This is a genomic window from Ohtaekwangia kribbensis, assembly GCF_042676245.1.
In the GTDB taxonomy this organism is placed as follows: domain Bacteria; phylum Bacteroidota; class Bacteroidia; order Cytophagales; family Cyclobacteriaceae; genus Ohtaekwangia; species Ohtaekwangia kribbensis.
The window spans coordinates 1072578-1085784 of sequence record NZ_JBHTKA010000007.1 but is presented as its reverse complement, the minus strand read 5'-3'; the positions used below and the strand labels follow the sequence as shown (position 1 = coordinate 1085784).

Annotated in this window: 18 protein-coding genes; 7 read left to right on the top strand and 11 right to left on the bottom strand. The window is 42.6% G+C overall.

Translation table 11 applies throughout. From position 1 onward, the window contains the following. Positions 1 to 21: 21 nt before the first annotated feature. The 6 genes from ACFQ21_RS19590 to ACFQ21_RS19565 all read right to left on the bottom strand — a co-directional run bounded on the left by ACFQ21_RS19590 (position 22) and on the right by ACFQ21_RS19565 (position 3578). Positions 22 to 1104, bottom strand: coding sequence for an efflux RND transporter periplasmic adaptor subunit (locus ACFQ21_RS19590; RefSeq protein ID WP_377581501.1), 1083 nt, complete (start codon positions 1102 to 1104; stop codon positions 22 to 24). A 163-nt stretch (positions 1105 to 1267) separates the two neighbouring features. Then, positions 1268 to 1696: a hypothetical protein gene (locus tag ACFQ21_RS19585; RefSeq protein ID WP_377581498.1), complete on the bottom strand. Its 429-nt coding sequence runs from the start codon at positions 1694 to 1696 to the stop codon at positions 1268 to 1270. 42 nt (positions 1697 to 1738) lie between these two features. Then, positions 1739 to 1912 carry a hypothetical protein gene (locus ACFQ21_RS19580; protein ID WP_377581496.1) on the bottom strand — a complete coding sequence of 58 codons (174 nt, stop codon included), beginning with the start codon at positions 1910 to 1912 and terminating at the stop codon, positions 1739 to 1741. A gap of 205 nt (positions 1913 to 2117) precedes the next feature. Continuing rightward, the gene (locus ACFQ21_RS19575; RefSeq protein WP_377581493.1) at positions 2118 to 2501 is read right to left on the bottom strand and encodes a SnoaL-like domain-containing protein; all 384 of its coding nucleotides are present in this window, start codon (positions 2499 to 2501) and stop codon (positions 2118 to 2120) included. 25 nt (positions 2502 to 2526) lie between these two features. After that, positions 2527 to 2973 carry an SRPBCC domain-containing protein gene (locus ACFQ21_RS19570; protein ID WP_377581491.1) on the bottom strand — a complete coding sequence of 149 codons (447 nt, stop codon included), beginning with the start codon at positions 2971 to 2973 and terminating at the stop codon, positions 2527 to 2529. Then, positions 2970 to 3578: an SRPBCC family protein gene (locus tag ACFQ21_RS19565; RefSeq protein ID WP_377581489.1), complete on the bottom strand. Its 609-nt coding sequence runs from the start codon at positions 3576 to 3578 to the stop codon at positions 2970 to 2972. The genes ACFQ21_RS19570 and ACFQ21_RS19565 overlap by 4 nt, the downstream gene beginning before the upstream one ends. A 137-nt stretch (positions 3579 to 3715) precedes the next feature. On the opposite strand from ACFQ21_RS19565, the gene ACFQ21_RS19560 reads away from it, so the two are divergent. Then, complete coding sequence (locus tag ACFQ21_RS19560) at positions 3716 to 4702, top strand: GlxA family transcriptional regulator (protein ID WP_377581486.1); 987 nt, start codon at positions 3716 to 3718, stop codon at positions 4700 to 4702. Between the two features lie 105 nt (positions 4703 to 4807). Continuing rightward, a complete protein-coding gene (locus ACFQ21_RS19555; protein WP_377581484.1) occupies positions 4808 to 5443 on the top strand; it encodes a CPBP family intramembrane glutamic endopeptidase in 636 nt (211 codons plus the stop codon). Between the two features lie 5 nt (positions 5444 to 5448). On the opposite strand, the gene ACFQ21_RS19550 is transcribed toward ACFQ21_RS19555, so the two are convergent. Then, on the bottom strand, positions 5449 to 5853 hold the full coding sequence (locus ACFQ21_RS19550) for a hypothetical protein (RefSeq protein WP_377581482.1): 405 nt from the start codon (positions 5851 to 5853) through the stop codon (positions 5449 to 5451). Positions 5854 to 5994: 141 nt separating this feature from the next. Here ACFQ21_RS19550 and ACFQ21_RS19545 point away from each other — a divergent pair, with 141 nt between their 5' ends. Next, the gene (locus tag ACFQ21_RS19545) at positions 5995 to 7185 is read left to right on the top strand and encodes a winged helix-turn-helix domain-containing protein (protein WP_377581479.1); all 1191 of its coding nucleotides are present in this window, start codon (positions 5995 to 5997) and stop codon (positions 7183 to 7185) included. A gap of 311 nt (positions 7186 to 7496) precedes the next feature. Next, positions 7497 to 7721 (top strand): hypothetical protein, encoded by a 225-nt coding sequence (locus ACFQ21_RS19540; protein WP_377581477.1) that lies wholly within the window; start codon positions 7497 to 7499, stop codon positions 7719 to 7721. Positions 7722 to 7825: 104 nt separating this feature from the next. Here the strand turns inward: ACFQ21_RS19540 and ACFQ21_RS19535 are convergent, their stop codons facing one another. The 3 genes from ACFQ21_RS19535 to ACFQ21_RS19525 all read right to left on the bottom strand — a co-directional run bounded on the left by ACFQ21_RS19535 (position 7826) and on the right by ACFQ21_RS19525 (position 10390). Then, entirely contained in the window at positions 7826 to 8338 is a 513-nt protein-coding gene (locus ACFQ21_RS19535; protein WP_377581474.1) for a DUF4199 domain-containing protein, read from the bottom strand. A gap of 143 nt (positions 8339 to 8481) precedes the next feature. Next, positions 8482 to 9009, bottom strand: a complete 528-nt coding sequence (locus tag ACFQ21_RS19530; RefSeq protein WP_377581471.1) for a response regulator transcription factor — start codon at positions 9007 to 9009, stop codon at positions 8482 to 8484. 106 nt (positions 9010 to 9115) lie between these two features. Beyond that, positions 9116 to 10390: a sugar MFS transporter gene (locus ACFQ21_RS19525; RefSeq protein ID WP_377581468.1), complete on the bottom strand. Its 1275-nt coding sequence runs from the start codon at positions 10388 to 10390 to the stop codon at positions 9116 to 9118. A gap of 291 nt (positions 10391 to 10681) precedes the next feature. Between ACFQ21_RS19525 and ACFQ21_RS19520 the strand changes: the two genes are divergently transcribed. From ACFQ21_RS19520 to ACFQ21_RS19510, 3 genes are all read left to right on the top strand, one after another. Beyond that, the gene (locus tag ACFQ21_RS19520) at positions 10682 to 11164 is read left to right on the top strand and encodes a nuclear transport factor 2 family protein (protein ID WP_377581465.1); all 483 of its coding nucleotides are present in this window, start codon (positions 10682 to 10684) and stop codon (positions 11162 to 11164) included. A gap of 48 nt (positions 11165 to 11212) precedes the next feature. Further along, positions 11213 to 11581: a glyoxalase gene (locus tag ACFQ21_RS19515; RefSeq protein WP_377581463.1), complete on the top strand. Its 369-nt coding sequence runs from the start codon at positions 11213 to 11215 to the stop codon at positions 11579 to 11581. Positions 11582 to 11710: 129 nt separating this feature from the next. Continuing rightward, the gene (locus ACFQ21_RS19510) at positions 11711 to 12598 is read left to right on the top strand and encodes a dienelactone hydrolase family protein (protein WP_377581460.1); all 888 of its coding nucleotides are present in this window, start codon (positions 11711 to 11713) and stop codon (positions 12596 to 12598) included. A 244-nt stretch (positions 12599 to 12842) separates the two neighbouring features. On the opposite strand, the gene ACFQ21_RS19505 is transcribed toward ACFQ21_RS19510, so the two are convergent. After that, on the bottom strand, positions 12843 to 13145 hold the full coding sequence (locus ACFQ21_RS19505; protein WP_377581458.1) for a hypothetical protein: 303 nt from the start codon (positions 13143 to 13145) through the stop codon (positions 12843 to 12845). Positions 13146 to 13207: the final 62 nt, after the last annotated feature.

The following is a 13207-nucleotide window of genomic DNA, read 5'->3' as shown; positions in this document are numbered from 1 at the left end:
ACTCTTTTAGGATGTATTACATTATTCGGTATATACTTTCAGATGAGAGATCACGCTCTTGGGCTCCTGATACTCAAATGCGATCTTATCGTTATCCTTCACTTTTCTCAATCCTTCCAGGAGGATCTTTTCATCTGCTTTCAATCCATTCTTTATTATATATATATCCGGCATTTCTGCTGCGATAGCGATCTCGCGCTGTCTCACCACATTCTCTTTGTCAATCACAAATACATACTTCTTCTCAAGAATCTCAAAGGTTGCTTTCTGTGGAATGATGATCGCGTTTTTGAGTGGCACAGCCATGAGTATATTTCCGGTTTCACCGTGTCTTAATAAACCTTCCGGGTTCGGGAACGTTGCTCTGAACGCTATATTTCCCGTCTCATTATTAAAGTCCGCTTCGATGGTTTCAACCACACCGGTATATTTGAATTTCTGCAGGTTCGCCATGACCAGGTTTACTTTCATCAGGCTGTCCTTTTTTGCTTTTGATTTATAGTCCAGGTATTCCGCTTCCGGAACATTGAAGTAAACCCACATCTTGCTGTTATCCGATAAGGTAGTAAGCAGATCGCCTTCGTCCACAAGACTTCCCAGTCGTACCTGGAAGTGGTCCATGATACCATTGAAGGGTGCTCTTATTTCGGTAAATCCTAAATGAACCTGAGCCAATGCCAACTCTGCTTTAGCTTTATCAAATTTAGCTTTCGCCAATGCAAGCTCATTCTTCGATACTATATTACTATCGGCAAGTGCCTTTGTATTTTTGTATTCGATCTCAGCAAAGCTGGCTTCCGCCTGTGCCTTCTGCAGTTCAGCCTTATATAGCATCGGCATGATCTGGAACATGAGTTGTCCTTTCTTCAGAGATTGTCCTTCATCAACAAAAATTTTCTCCAGGTAGCCTCGTTCCAAAGCTCTTAGTTCAATGTGACTGATGGACCGAATCTGACATACATATTCTTTAGTAACCAGTGTGTCTTTCAGGAGCGGGCTGGTGACATAGAACTTTGTCTCTTCTTCCTTTTCTTCTTTTTTAGATTCGCAGCTTGTAGAGCACAACAGGGCACACAAGCTCAAAAGCATTAGCATTTGCTTCATAGTAATTATTATTGTTTCTCGATAGTTTTTCGCTTGGAACTTCTAAGGCGTGTAATGAGACAGAACACACCGATGCACCCATGTGATTTGCTTACAATGGAAGCATAGAAGTATAAATCCGAAGTGGGGACACAGGTAAATTAACTACCCGCAGAAATATGAATCATATCCTGAATACCAGGAATACGAGATACCGATATGATTCGGTATAAGAAGAATTTTTGTAGAAGGATGAAACTCCTGTATTGCTGCCGGACAGGTATCCGGACGTTAGTGCCAGAAATGCTGAAGTAAAATAGTGACTGCCATCCAGATGTTTTTTGAAAGAGATGAGATCATGTTCATCTTCGCTCTCCTCTTCTTCCCTGATCTCAGTAACATCTATCTTAAATACTTCATGCTTTCGATCGGATGAAGACGCGCTGTAGAAAGGAGACGTCACCAGTTGTTCGTTACCAACAACTACATCTTCTGACTTTTCAGAAATCGATGATGTATGACGAGCATCGTGACCGGCACGAACATCCAGTTGGCTAAATCCGCTCAACAGGAACGTGTACAGCAGAAAAAATCTGGTGATAGATTGTCTCATCGGGGCGCTAATGTATACAAAGATGGTTTTACAGACAAGTGTCTAAATTTTTGATGTCGCATATAACGATTGCGCGGACATGCTGGTCGACAGCACAAAGTAAAAATCCGTTGCAAGCGCGCCATTCCGAATGAACATTGGCTCAGACGACAATCGTATACCACGAAGTTGATTCAGCGCTACGATCGATTGGAGAAAATTTATTAATGATTTCATATTGGTAAACAGGCTTCACTAAGTACTGCAGGTTTACCCTTAGAGACATGAAACTTCAGCAGGTCACATTTGTTTAAAAAAAATTGCAACGTCTGGGGTACTGTTTTTCGCAATGTCTCCAACGTTTGGTTGACTCACACGATTGCAATCGCTCTCCTGAAGACATTTAGAAAAAGCGAGGAATGCTCTCCCCGCTTTTTTATTTTCAATAAAAGAATTGTTCAGAAACAATCTTGCCATCTTTCACTTCGTACATCATGATCTCGTTGATCTCTATCCTTCCGAAACCTTCCACGGTTATATCAACATGCCGGCCTACGGCAAAATGATTGCCGGCTACAAGGGGTTGTGTTGTGCTCCGTTTATGAGCAGCCGTGATGCGCTTCACCCAGTCCTCACCTTTCTTGCGGACAAGTGCCTTACCTTCTGCATACGTAAAGTATGGAGAGTCTGGAGGCTCCATGCTTTTTACAGCATCAGCAAATAATTCATCCTGTATTTCAAACCACTTCTCCTGCTGTGCAAGCTCGTTGAATCGTGCAGCCACTTCCAGTGTAGTATATGTATTTTTAGTTTCGGTTGCTATCATGGTATATATAGTCTTGTTGATCCTATTATTTTCTTTTCTCCGGTGTTCCTTTACCTGTCTTGATCAGGTTTAACAAACTGCCGCGTATATAGTGGCTCCACGCATTCGAACAATCGCGATAACAATCTATAGCCGGTACTAAACCGATATGTGTGAACTGAATTTCAGTTTTATCCGGATGACTATATATTTCAAAGCTGATTTTAGTATCTGTCCACTCCTCCTGGTCTTCCACGAAATTGAGTCTACTGTCGGTTACTAACCAGACAACTTTTTTACCTGGAATAACCTCGACTAATTTTTGAGTGGAGACGTGTACATCATCGAAACGAACTGTAAATTCATCATTCAGTTTTTGTGAACTGCCTTCTATATTCTCGGTCCACCACTTCGAAACACTGTTGATACTTTGAAATGCTTCCTGTGCCGAAACATTTACGGTCAGACTAATGCTTAAATTATTTTCTTTCATTTTGTTTTGGATTGCAGATTTCCGTTATCAGTATACTCATCGATCAGTTGCTGGTTAAAGCCCCCTTCTTTCGGATTCGGTTGACCTTTACCTGTTACAATGAGATCATGTAAACTGGTATGTATATAGTTTGTCCACGCATCCTGACAGATATCATAACACTCATATTCAGGAACCAAACCCAGGTGCGTAAAACGGAGTTGCGTCTGATGGTTCATTTCCGAGATCTCAAAAATGATTTTCGTGCCTTTCCATTCGTGTTTGTCTTTCGTGAAATTGAAATAGTTATCTTCGACAAGCCAGACTACTTTTTTATCCGGCACGATTTCAATCAATTTCATTTTTGCGCGGTGTACATCCTGATAGTGATAGTTAAACTCAGCATGAAGCTTGTCGGTGTTGCCTTCGATTTCTTCTGACCACCATCCCCGAACATTATTAATAGCATAGAATACTTCTTTCGGAGTCTGATCGACTAATAAAGTCGTTGTGAAATCTGATGTTGTAGCCATAATTGTATCGTTTTGTTTGGGTATATCTTTCCGGACATTGGTGTTGCATGAAGTCAAACCTATAGCAGCCAATAAAAAGTATATTGTTTTCACATCGTAGCGTTTTGGTTCTGCAATTCTGTTGGACAAATGTATTGTCCGACCACGATCTCGTCCGGGTGCAGAATGGACTTTATAGTGGGTTGATTTGGACAAAATAATCACGCATCTTTATCTAAACGTTTTACCCCATGAAGCAAGTGATTATCGTAATCCCCGAAGGTTATGCTAACCTGAGCAGCATAACCGGTTCGTTCGAAATCCTGACACGCGCCAATGATTATTGGCAGCGAATGGGAAACAAACCGCTGATTGAAGTACGTTTAGCCGGCTTTGTTACTGAATTAAAATTGGATGTCGGTTTCTTCTCTATTCATCCGGAAGATATCAAAGCTATAAAGAAGACAGACCTGATCATTATACCTTCCCTTTCGCATGAGTATGATCGCATGCTGAAAGAGAACAAAGAATTGATTCAATGGATCAAGGAGCAATACCTTGCGGGCGCTGAAGTTGCCAGCATTTGCACCGGTGCATTTCTGCTTGCAGCAACCGGTTTACTCGAAGGCAAGAACTGCTCAACACATTGGAATGCCGCAGCCGGTTTCAAACGACTCTTCCCTAACATTAAACTGCACATTGATAAACTGCTTACAGCTGAAAAAGGTATATATACAAACGGGGGAGCCTTCTCATTTCTGAACCTGATACTATTTCTTGTTGAAAAATACTTCGACCGCCAAACGGCTATATATTGTTCCAAAATATTCCAGATCGATATAGAGCGAACATCACAATCTCCGTTCTTCATCTTTCAAACTCAGAAGAATCATGGTGATGAGTTGATCGGCAAGGCCCAGACCTATATTGAAGAAAATCTGGGCGAGAAGATCTCGTTCGAAGAACTGGCATCGAAGCTTGCTGTGAGCAGACGCAATTTCGACAGGCGTTTTATCAAAGCCACGGGCAACACGCCCGTAGAATATTTACAACGCGTAAAGATAGAAGTTGCCAAAAAGGCATTGGAACGGGGTCGAAAAAATATATATGAAGTAATGAGCGAAGTGGGCTACTCTGATGACAAGGCGTTTCGGGAAGTTTTCAAAAAGATAACGGGCCTCTCCCCTTTGGATTACCGCGCGAAATACAACAATGAAACCGTTCTGATTTCCAATTAACCATGCACAAACTTCTTTGCGTCAGCCTGAACATTTGTCCAGCCATACCGTTGTAGCTCTTATATACTCAACCATAGTCAACTTCCATACGGTAGATTGAAAAATATGAGCCTGCCTTCCGAACCTGCCAAGTTCCGGTGGTATTATATACCTGAATTGATTATTCTTTTTATCGTGATACCGGTGCTGTATCTGTTTGATACTATCCCTGTACACAAAGTTATACCATTGGTTGCATTGCTTATTTATTGTGGAAGTATACTGCTGATTAAGAAACCTGCGAACGCAAGTCGTTTCAGTATAAAGGCTAACTGGAAGATAATCCTGGCCTTGTTCATTACGACCAGTATAGCCGTATACCTGTTTATATACCTCTACGTGAGCAAGGGTCTGTTTGCTGATCTGCCTGAAAACAGGAAGTTGCTCTACATGATTCTGATGTACCCGCTGTTATCAGCATTTCCGCAGGAAGTAATTTTCAGGGAGTTTTTCTTTTATCGGTATGGCACACTGTTTCGGAATCCGGCATGGATGGTGGCAGTTAACATGCTACTGTTTTCGTTCGCGCATATATACTTTGCAAGCAGCATCGTAATAATCTTTACACTTGTGGCGGGCACAATCTTCGCCATAACCTATATGCGCACACGATCATTGCTGGTGGTTTCCATTCAGCATAGTCTGTATGGACTTATGATCCTGACGTCCGGATTGGCACAACACTTTTACAAGGCGTTTTAAACCTTTCAGTTCGGCGAGGTGATGTATCGGGGCTTAGCCTTCGTATATATTTTGCTTGCAAAGCCCGGACAGATGATCACCAACGATCCTTCACGATCAATGAACATCTCTCCTGCTTCATAATTTGTATTGCACGACCCCATAGTCACCACCAGGAAATGACACGTCCACAAATTGTCTTTTACTTTTTGGATGTCTTTGTAGATAAGTTTATCAGACACGTAACACGGAAATTTTTCTTTTCCTTCTTCTACGATGGAAGCATCGGCCTTAACGATTTCAATTTTCAGATTATCGCCCTTGCGAATCCACGTGCCGTCCAGCGACTCGGGGCGGTCGATCATTTCGAATCCCATCAGTAACGAAGAAATGCCTGTCAAAAAAACGAGGTATAGAGAATTGATTTTCATAGATGCTTGTGTGTAGTCTTATGAGCAATATATGCTTTTCGTTTCGGCAAAGTCACCAGTATATTTCCTAATTAAAACTATTTTTATTGAATCGAGGATCAATAACTTTCCCGGTCATCCAAAAATTAGTTATTTCATCTCATGGACGTTACGCTCACGAAATCACAAGCTCGTAAAATTATCCTTCATGCCGCTGGCCTGTCCAAACGGGCACAGTTTGGCAAAGGCAAAGAAGCCGTTTATAAAGCCATTGAACATCTTGGCTTTGTACAAGTTGATACAAACTATATTGTTGAACGGGCACATCATCATACCCTCGCAGCACGCATACCCGACTATAAAGCAGAATGGCTGGAAGAACTTCAGGCAGACGGACGCATCTTCGAGTTCTGGACATTTGCAGCCGGATATATACCTATACATGACTATCGTTTTTCACTGCCGGTAAAAGCCAGCTTTCAGTCGCGAAGAAAAGCGTTAACACAGGCCGAGATCAACCTGATGCGAAAAATACTGGACCGCATTTCGCGGGAAGGTCCGCTGATGGCCCGCGACTTTGAAAACGACCGCACCACCAAAAGCTCAGGCTGGTGGGACTGGCGTCCATCCAAGGTTGCACTTGAGCGCCTCTACCTCGATGGAAGCCTGATAACAAGTCGAAAGGAAAATTTTCAGAAAGTATATGACCTGCCCGAAAATATACTCCCCGCTGACATCGATACGTCCATGCCCACCGATGCAGAGTTTGCACGCCACGTTATAAAACGTACCTTGAACGTGCTGGGTATAGCATCGTTGAAAGAGATTGCCTTCAGTGCTCGTTATGTTGACCACTCGATAAAAACAGAGATCCAAAAACTCATTGACGAAGGTGAGGTATATACGGTATCAATTTCAGACATGAAAACTTCGCAGCTCTACATGTTGCCGGAGTATAAAAAGAAAAAGATTACGCTGTCAGAAGATATATTTATACTTTCCCCGTTCGATATCATTAACGTACACCGCCACAGGCTACGAGACTTTTTTGACTTCGATTACCAGGTAGAATGCTTTGTACCCAGGGCCAAGCGCAAGTATGGATACTTCTCCCTTCCGATCCTGACCGGTGATACATTTATAGCCCGCATGGATTCCAAAGCAGATCGCAAACAACGAACGCTGATCATTCACAACCTGCACTTCGAGTCCATCAAACTCACGAAAGCAATGATCACCAAAGTTTGTGATGCCATCGAAGCTTTCGCAAAATTCAATCAATGCGAAAACATCATCCTTGAAAAATGTAATGATAAGGCCGTGATGAAGGTGATTCAGAATAATTTCAAGTAAAAACGAAGGTCATCCCGTGTACGGAAGTTCACCCTGCCATTAAACATTTTTTTGAAAAATAGAGTATATATCCGTCAAAAATTTTCTTACAAATAAAGACTTCATCCTGAAATCGAAGCGATCGCGGCCAATAGGCTCTGCGTTACAGGCTTAGGTTTGGAGTCCCATTTTTTGGAAGTTTTTCCCTGCGAAATCAACATTTCTTCGTATCAATTTTCATGTATCTTAGCAACCGCTTTTTCAGAACTGGGCAAATCGTTTTAAGCTTAAGACTGGAAAGGTTTTTAAAATAAAAAAACAAAAAGAATTTTATGGCGAAGGAAATTGCAAAAGAGAATCCCGTTATTGACGCACTTCGAAAACTAAAAGAAGAAGAGGCAGAGTTGATGGTAAAATTGAAGCCTGTTCAGGAAGCTATTGGTGCACTTGAAAAAATCGTAGACAAATCTGCAAAGAAAGTTAAACCAGCGAAAGACAGTGCAGACGCATCGAGCGTTGAAGAAAATACACCAGAGCCTGTTGAAGACGCTCAATAATGTATTTGATTGTAAAATTGGAAGATTGAAAGATTTGAAAATTTCGAATACCAACGGCATACAATCTTTTAATCTTCCAATTTTACAATATTCCAATCCCCTCCTCACTTCTTCTTCAACGCAAGTGCACTGACCAACGCTACCACCAATCCTATCGGCAGCACTTCGGCAAAGGTTATCAGTATAACAAACACAGGCGTTTTATAGAGTTCGCGAAAATTTTGCATGTCTTGCTTTCGTTCGGCCAACTCCGTTGCTGTTGCTCCATCCCGCGTAGCCTGCGCTAACACGTGAAGAGTATATTTGTCCAGGTAATCGGGGATCACCAGATAATAATAGAACAGCCACACGACCACGTACATGGTAGAGCCGGCAAGGGCAATCAACGCACCCGTCTTGAACGCTTTACCAAAAGAAATATGACCGTTTAGTTCTTTGTTACGATAATTCCGGATACCGAAAAAGATCAGTGAAAACATAATGACCATCGCAGTATACCCGAGAACGTCATTGCTTTCAAAATTTGGATTGGTATAACACAAGTTGGCCATGTAGACCATATTCACGGTCATGATAATACCGAGAATGAGTCCAAAGATGATAATGTTGCGCTTCATACTTTTGATTTTTCAACACCCGAAACTACAACGGTACGCCTATCGGACGTTCATACTTTGGTATGAAATTGAAAAATTGGAAGATTAGAAGATTGAAAAATTCGCCAATCCTTCAATTTTACAATATTTCATTTTTCAAATTCTCAAGCGGTGATTCGGAGTCGCTTTGCTTTTTCGATTGCTTTGGTCCGGCTTGTTACGTCCATTTTTACAAAGAGGTTGGAGGCGTGTGTCTTTATCGTGCTGAGGGAAAGAAACAGGCTCTCGGCTATTTCAGCGTTGCTGTGTCCTTTTACCATCAACTGCAGTACTTCGTATTCGCGAGTTGTTAGTTTCAATTTTTCCAGTTCCACCTGGTCAACCCGGAATGGCTCTGCTTCTACAATTTGCACTTGATGCACTGTGACAACGTCAGCCTTCCGGCCTCGGGTTAGTTGCAGGGCGATCCAAATACCGAGTACGGTGAAGAGGACGGCAATGAGACCGATATAAATGTCCAGCGAGTTATCAACGATGAGAAAATTCCACTGCAACCACTTGAGCAGAAAAACGAGTACGGCAATAGACAGCCCATACGCGCCAATGTGCCGGTATCTATGGAAAACGGTTTTAAGAAAATGCATCATGTCCTGCTCGTTGACATAACTCAAATATAGTTCTGTCGACCGCACTCCGCAAGTAGTTATCTTGAAAATGACATCCTGTTGAACAGATGGAAGGATGTTTCAGATATACCCTGAGCAGAGTATATCTTTCTCTGATTTCTGATCATCTGTCTTAAACGGAATGCGCTGCTACTGCCCTCCTGCCGGCACGATATCCCTTAACAGCAAAGTATAGAATATACAGGTAGCTTGGCACCATCATGATATAGGCGACACGCGTTCCTACCAACTCAGAAAATTTTGCATAGATAAGCGGGAACACAGCACCGCCCGCCAGCGCCATGATCAATATAGCAGATGCTGTCTTCGTAAATTTACCCAGTCCATCAATAGCCAATGGAAAGATAGCAGGCCACATCAACGAGTTGGCAAGACCGAGCAGCGCAATGCAAAGCACCGAAACAAACCCGTTTGTAATAACAGCGCCGATTGAGAATACTACGCCCAGAATGGCACACGCACGTAAAGCCGTTGATTGTGAGAAGTACTTCGGTATAGTATATATACCAACAATATACCCTACCAACATAAAAAACAACGTGATCTGGGTGAAGAACCTGGCCTGAGACAATTCAAAGTTCAGAGACATACCATAGTTGATAATCGTATCGCCTGCAATAACCTCCACACCAACGTACACAAAAATAGCAACGGCCCCCAGAAGTAAATGCGTAAACTGCAGTACACTGGTCTTACCCAGTGCATCACCCGATGAAGATGTCTCATCATCTTCTTTCAATTCCGGCAAAGCCGATAGAATAATAAAAACAGCAAAACTTACAAGCACAACCGCCATGATTCCATACGGCAGAATAACGCGACTCGCAAGTTCTCCAAGCATGTTCTCTTTCGCAGCTATATCCAGCGTAGCAAGCTTTGCTTCCAGACTGTCCACATCATTCAATGCTATATATCCAAAAATCAACCCGGCTATAATACCGGCCACTTTATTAAATATACCCATGATGCTGATGCGCTTCGCGGCACTTTCAATCGGACCGATCAGCGATATATAGGGATTGGACGCTGTTTGCAACAACGCGAGACCGGTACCAATAATAAACAGCGCAAACAAAAACATGCTATAATTTCGGGCATTAGCTGCCGGTATAAAAAGTAACGATCCCAATGCCATGATAATTAGCCCGATGCCCATTCCTTTTTTATACCCGGTCTTTTTAAGAACGAAAGACGAAGGAATCGCCATAATCGTATAGGCTATAAAGAATGCAGTAGCAACCAGGTATGATTGAAAATCGCTTTCCAGCTGACAGGCAATTTTCAAATACGGGATCAGCGTACCGTTCAGCCATGTAAAAAATCCATAGATAAAGAACAGCAAACCAACGATAATCATTGGCATTAAGTATTTCCTTGAATCGCTCATCGAGATAGGTTTTGGGTTAATATATACAGTTGTTTACTTCTTCCACCTGTCACTTTCATCTTACTCCTGGCTTCTCAATCAAGTTATACAAAAGAACCGAAGCCACCATTATGTGCACAAGACACACCGCATTTTTTTTAACAATGTTCATTACTGCACACACCGATCATTCATTCTGGACATTCTGCAGGTAACATTGCTCTAAAAACAATAAAGAACGGCTATAGCTGTGTTGGCATTTACTTGGATATATAGTAATCTATCAAAATTAACCGATATATACTTCACTCTATGAAACAACTGAAACCCGCCAACATGCTATGGTGTATAACTGTCCTGATCGCATGCTTGTCTGTAGTACACATAACTTCTGCACAAACACAACCGCATACAAGCAAGACAATACCTCTGTATGACACGATCGTTTATATGGATAGTCTTTGGGAAGATTCGTACAACCACTGCAGGATCGATAAGCAGGAAGAGCTGATATCCGAAGACCTCGAATTCTATCACGACCAGGGAGGTTTGATGACATCGAAAAAAGCATTGATCGAGGCACTTAAAAAGAATATCTGCGGAAAGGTAACGCGGGAGCTACAGGCCGGAAGTATAGAGGTATATCCGATTCCCGGCTATGGCGCTGTAGAAATGGGACTCCATCGCTTTCATGCTAAAAATGATACCGGCAGTGGACCGTTCGCAAAGTTTGTTCACCTCTGGCACAATGAAAACGGGCATTGGCGAATTACGCGCGTAATCAGTCTTCACTAGTCCAAAAGATTGGTAAATTACGTTGTCGTTAATTTAATCCGGTAAAAAATGAACCACAACGCGAAATCAATCCGCCCCTTCATTGGCGCACGCGACTTTACACTGTCGAGAAGTTTTTATAAAGACCTTGGATTCGAGGAGCGTGTACTTACGCATAACCTGTCTCTTTTCAAAACCGACAGTTTGGGATTTTACCTGCAGGATGCATACGTGCGTGACTGGGTTGATAACACCATGATATTTTTAGAAGTTGATGACGTGACTCGCCACTGGAATGACCTCCTGGCGTTGGATCTCACAACCCGGTATAAAGATGTGCGACTCGTACCGATTCGCGAACTCGACTGGGGCCGCGAGTGCTTCCTGCACGATCCATCCGGTATACTCTGGCACTTCGGAGAGTTCAGGAGAGATTGAAAGAATAAAGGGATTAAAAGGTTATAAAATTAAAAGATTGAAAGATTAAATAGGTAAGGTATATATGCCGGCCGTCTTTCAATTTTACCATCTTTAAATTTTCCAATTTTCCAATATTAATTTCCCCCTATGAATGAGATTAAAAAAGAAGACATCAAACAGGAAGTGTTCGATCTTTATGATGACTATGCACACAACCGAATTGACAGACGTGACTTTGTACAAAAGCTTTCCACCTATGCGGTTGGCGGGGTAACGGTTGCTTCCCTGATGAGCTTCCTCATGCCTGACTATAAAGGTGCCATCCAGGTTCAGGCGAATGATCCCCGGTTAAAATCAGAGTATATTAATTACCCTTCTCCCAAAGGAGCGGGTACTATCAAAGCGCTGTTATCAAAACCGGTTGATGCTAAAGGAAAATTACCGGGCATTGTCGTGGTGCATGAGAACAGAGGTCTCAATCCGCACATTGAAGATGTTGCGCGAAGAGCTGCGCTTGCCGGATTTATTTCCATTGCTCCGGATATGCTTACGCCACTCGGTGGTTACCCGGGCAGTGATGATCAGGGACGAGAGCTTCAAAGTAAACGCGATCGGAATGAAATGCTGGAAGACTTCATCGCTGCATTCGATTATCTCAAAGCACATAAAGATTGTACGGGCAAAGTTGGTGTGGTAGGTTTTTGCTTTGGTGGATGGATATCAAACATGATGGCTGTACGCATTCCGGATCTGGCTGCGTCTGTTCCGTTTTATGGAGGACAACCTGCAACGGAAGATGTTCCGAAGATCAAAGCTCCGCTCCTGCTGCATTATGCTGAATTGGACACGCGCGTAAATGAAGGATGGCCGGCCTATGAAAACGCGCTAAAGGAAAACAAGAAAGAGTATACCGCCTATATGTATGCCAATGCCAACCACGGCTTCCACAACGATACAACACCACGATATGATAAAGCCGCGGCAGAGCTGGCCTGGAAACGAACGGTTGATTTCTTCAATCAAAAATTAAAGTAATCTGGCTGCGGCCCTCCCCGAATATATATAGCGATAGCTCATCCCGGGTTGATGAAAATACTCGCCTGCTAGACAAGCGAGACAAAGCCCCATGGCATTATGGATGCTACACCTGAATATATTAAGATCGTAGCACCTGACGGTTCACTAGGCTTTATGAATCAGGCCATAACTAACCCGTATATATAGGTAATTATACAGTTACTTTCAGCAGAATATAGGCATAGCCGCTATATATTGATGGCTAAAGCGGTACACCCGCTGTGCATGCCAGACATTGGTTGGCAAATGAATCGTATTCATCAAATGCAGCACCCGGTTTGCCAAACAAGGTAATGATGCGATCGATACGGACTTGTGTACCGGAATCAAGTATAATGAACATTCCTTTCCCGGAAATTTCTTCAAGCTTGACAACCTTGCCTATAACTTCATCAACGGCCTGGTTCGCGTTCCAGTAAAACACCTTTCCGGAAGTCTGTTTGGCAATTTCTTCCGTAATCACTTCGCGAAAATCGTAAGAGACTGGGGTGTATGAGGTGTCCATGGAGCGATAGTATTTACTTGTTATATAGATAAAACCAGTTTGCTTCTAATATAATTCATCTC

What these genes read in the sequence shown, in the direction of transcription:
- ACFQ21_RS19590 (WP_377581501.1), bottom strand. Translation starts at nt 1,104, where the DNA reads ATGAAGCAAATGCTAATGCTTTTGAGCTTGTGTGCCCTGTTGTGCTCT.
- ACFQ21_RS19585 (WP_377581498.1), bottom strand. Translation starts at nt 1,696, where the DNA reads ATGAGACAATCTATCACCAGATTTTTTCTGCTGTACACGTTCCTGTTG.
- ACFQ21_RS19580 (WP_377581496.1), bottom strand. Translation starts at nt 1,912, where the DNA reads ATGAAATCATTAATAAATTTTCTCCAATCGATCGTAGCGCTGAATCAA.
- ACFQ21_RS19575 (WP_377581493.1), bottom strand. Translation starts at nt 2,501, where the DNA reads ATGATAGCAACCGAAACTAAAAATACATATACTACACTGGAAGTGGCT.
- ACFQ21_RS19570 (WP_377581491.1), bottom strand. Translation starts at nt 2,973, where the DNA reads ATGAAAGAAAATAATTTAAGCATTAGTCTGACCGTAAATGTTTCGGCA.
- ACFQ21_RS19560 (WP_377581486.1), top strand. Translation starts at nt 3,716, where the DNA reads ATGAAGCAAGTGATTATCGTAATCCCCGAAGGTTATGCTAACCTGAGC.
- ACFQ21_RS19555 (WP_377581484.1), top strand. Translation starts at nt 4,808, where the DNA reads ATGAGCCTGCCTTCCGAACCTGCCAAGTTCCGGTGGTATTATATACCT.
- ACFQ21_RS19550 (WP_377581482.1), bottom strand. Translation starts at nt 5,853, where the DNA reads ATGAAAATCAATTCTCTATACCTCGTTTTTTTGACAGGCATTTCTTCG.
- ACFQ21_RS19545 (WP_377581479.1), top strand. Translation starts at nt 5,995, where the DNA reads ATGGACGTTACGCTCACGAAATCACAAGCTCGTAAAATTATCCTTCAT.
- ACFQ21_RS19540 (WP_377581477.1), top strand. Translation starts at nt 7,497, where the DNA reads ATGGCGAAGGAAATTGCAAAAGAGAATCCCGTTATTGACGCACTTCGA.
- ACFQ21_RS19535 (WP_377581474.1), bottom strand. Translation starts at nt 8,338, where the DNA reads ATGAAGCGCAACATTATCATCTTTGGACTCATTCTCGGTATTATCATG.
- ACFQ21_RS19525 (WP_377581468.1), bottom strand. Translation starts at nt 10,390, where the DNA reads ATGAGCGATTCAAGGAAATACTTAATGCCAATGATTATCGTTGGTTTG.
- ACFQ21_RS19520 (WP_377581465.1), top strand. Translation starts at nt 10,682, where the DNA reads ATGAAACAACTGAAACCCGCCAACATGCTATGGTGTATAACTGTCCTG.
- ACFQ21_RS19515 (WP_377581463.1), top strand. Translation starts at nt 11,213, where the DNA reads ATGAACCACAACGCGAAATCAATCCGCCCCTTCATTGGCGCACGCGAC.
- ACFQ21_RS19510 (WP_377581460.1), top strand. Translation starts at nt 11,711, where the DNA reads ATGAATGAGATTAAAAAAGAAGACATCAAACAGGAAGTGTTCGATCTT.
- ACFQ21_RS19505 (WP_377581458.1), bottom strand. Translation starts at nt 13,145, where the DNA reads ATGGACACCTCATACACCCCAGTCTCTTACGATTTTCGCGAAGTGATT.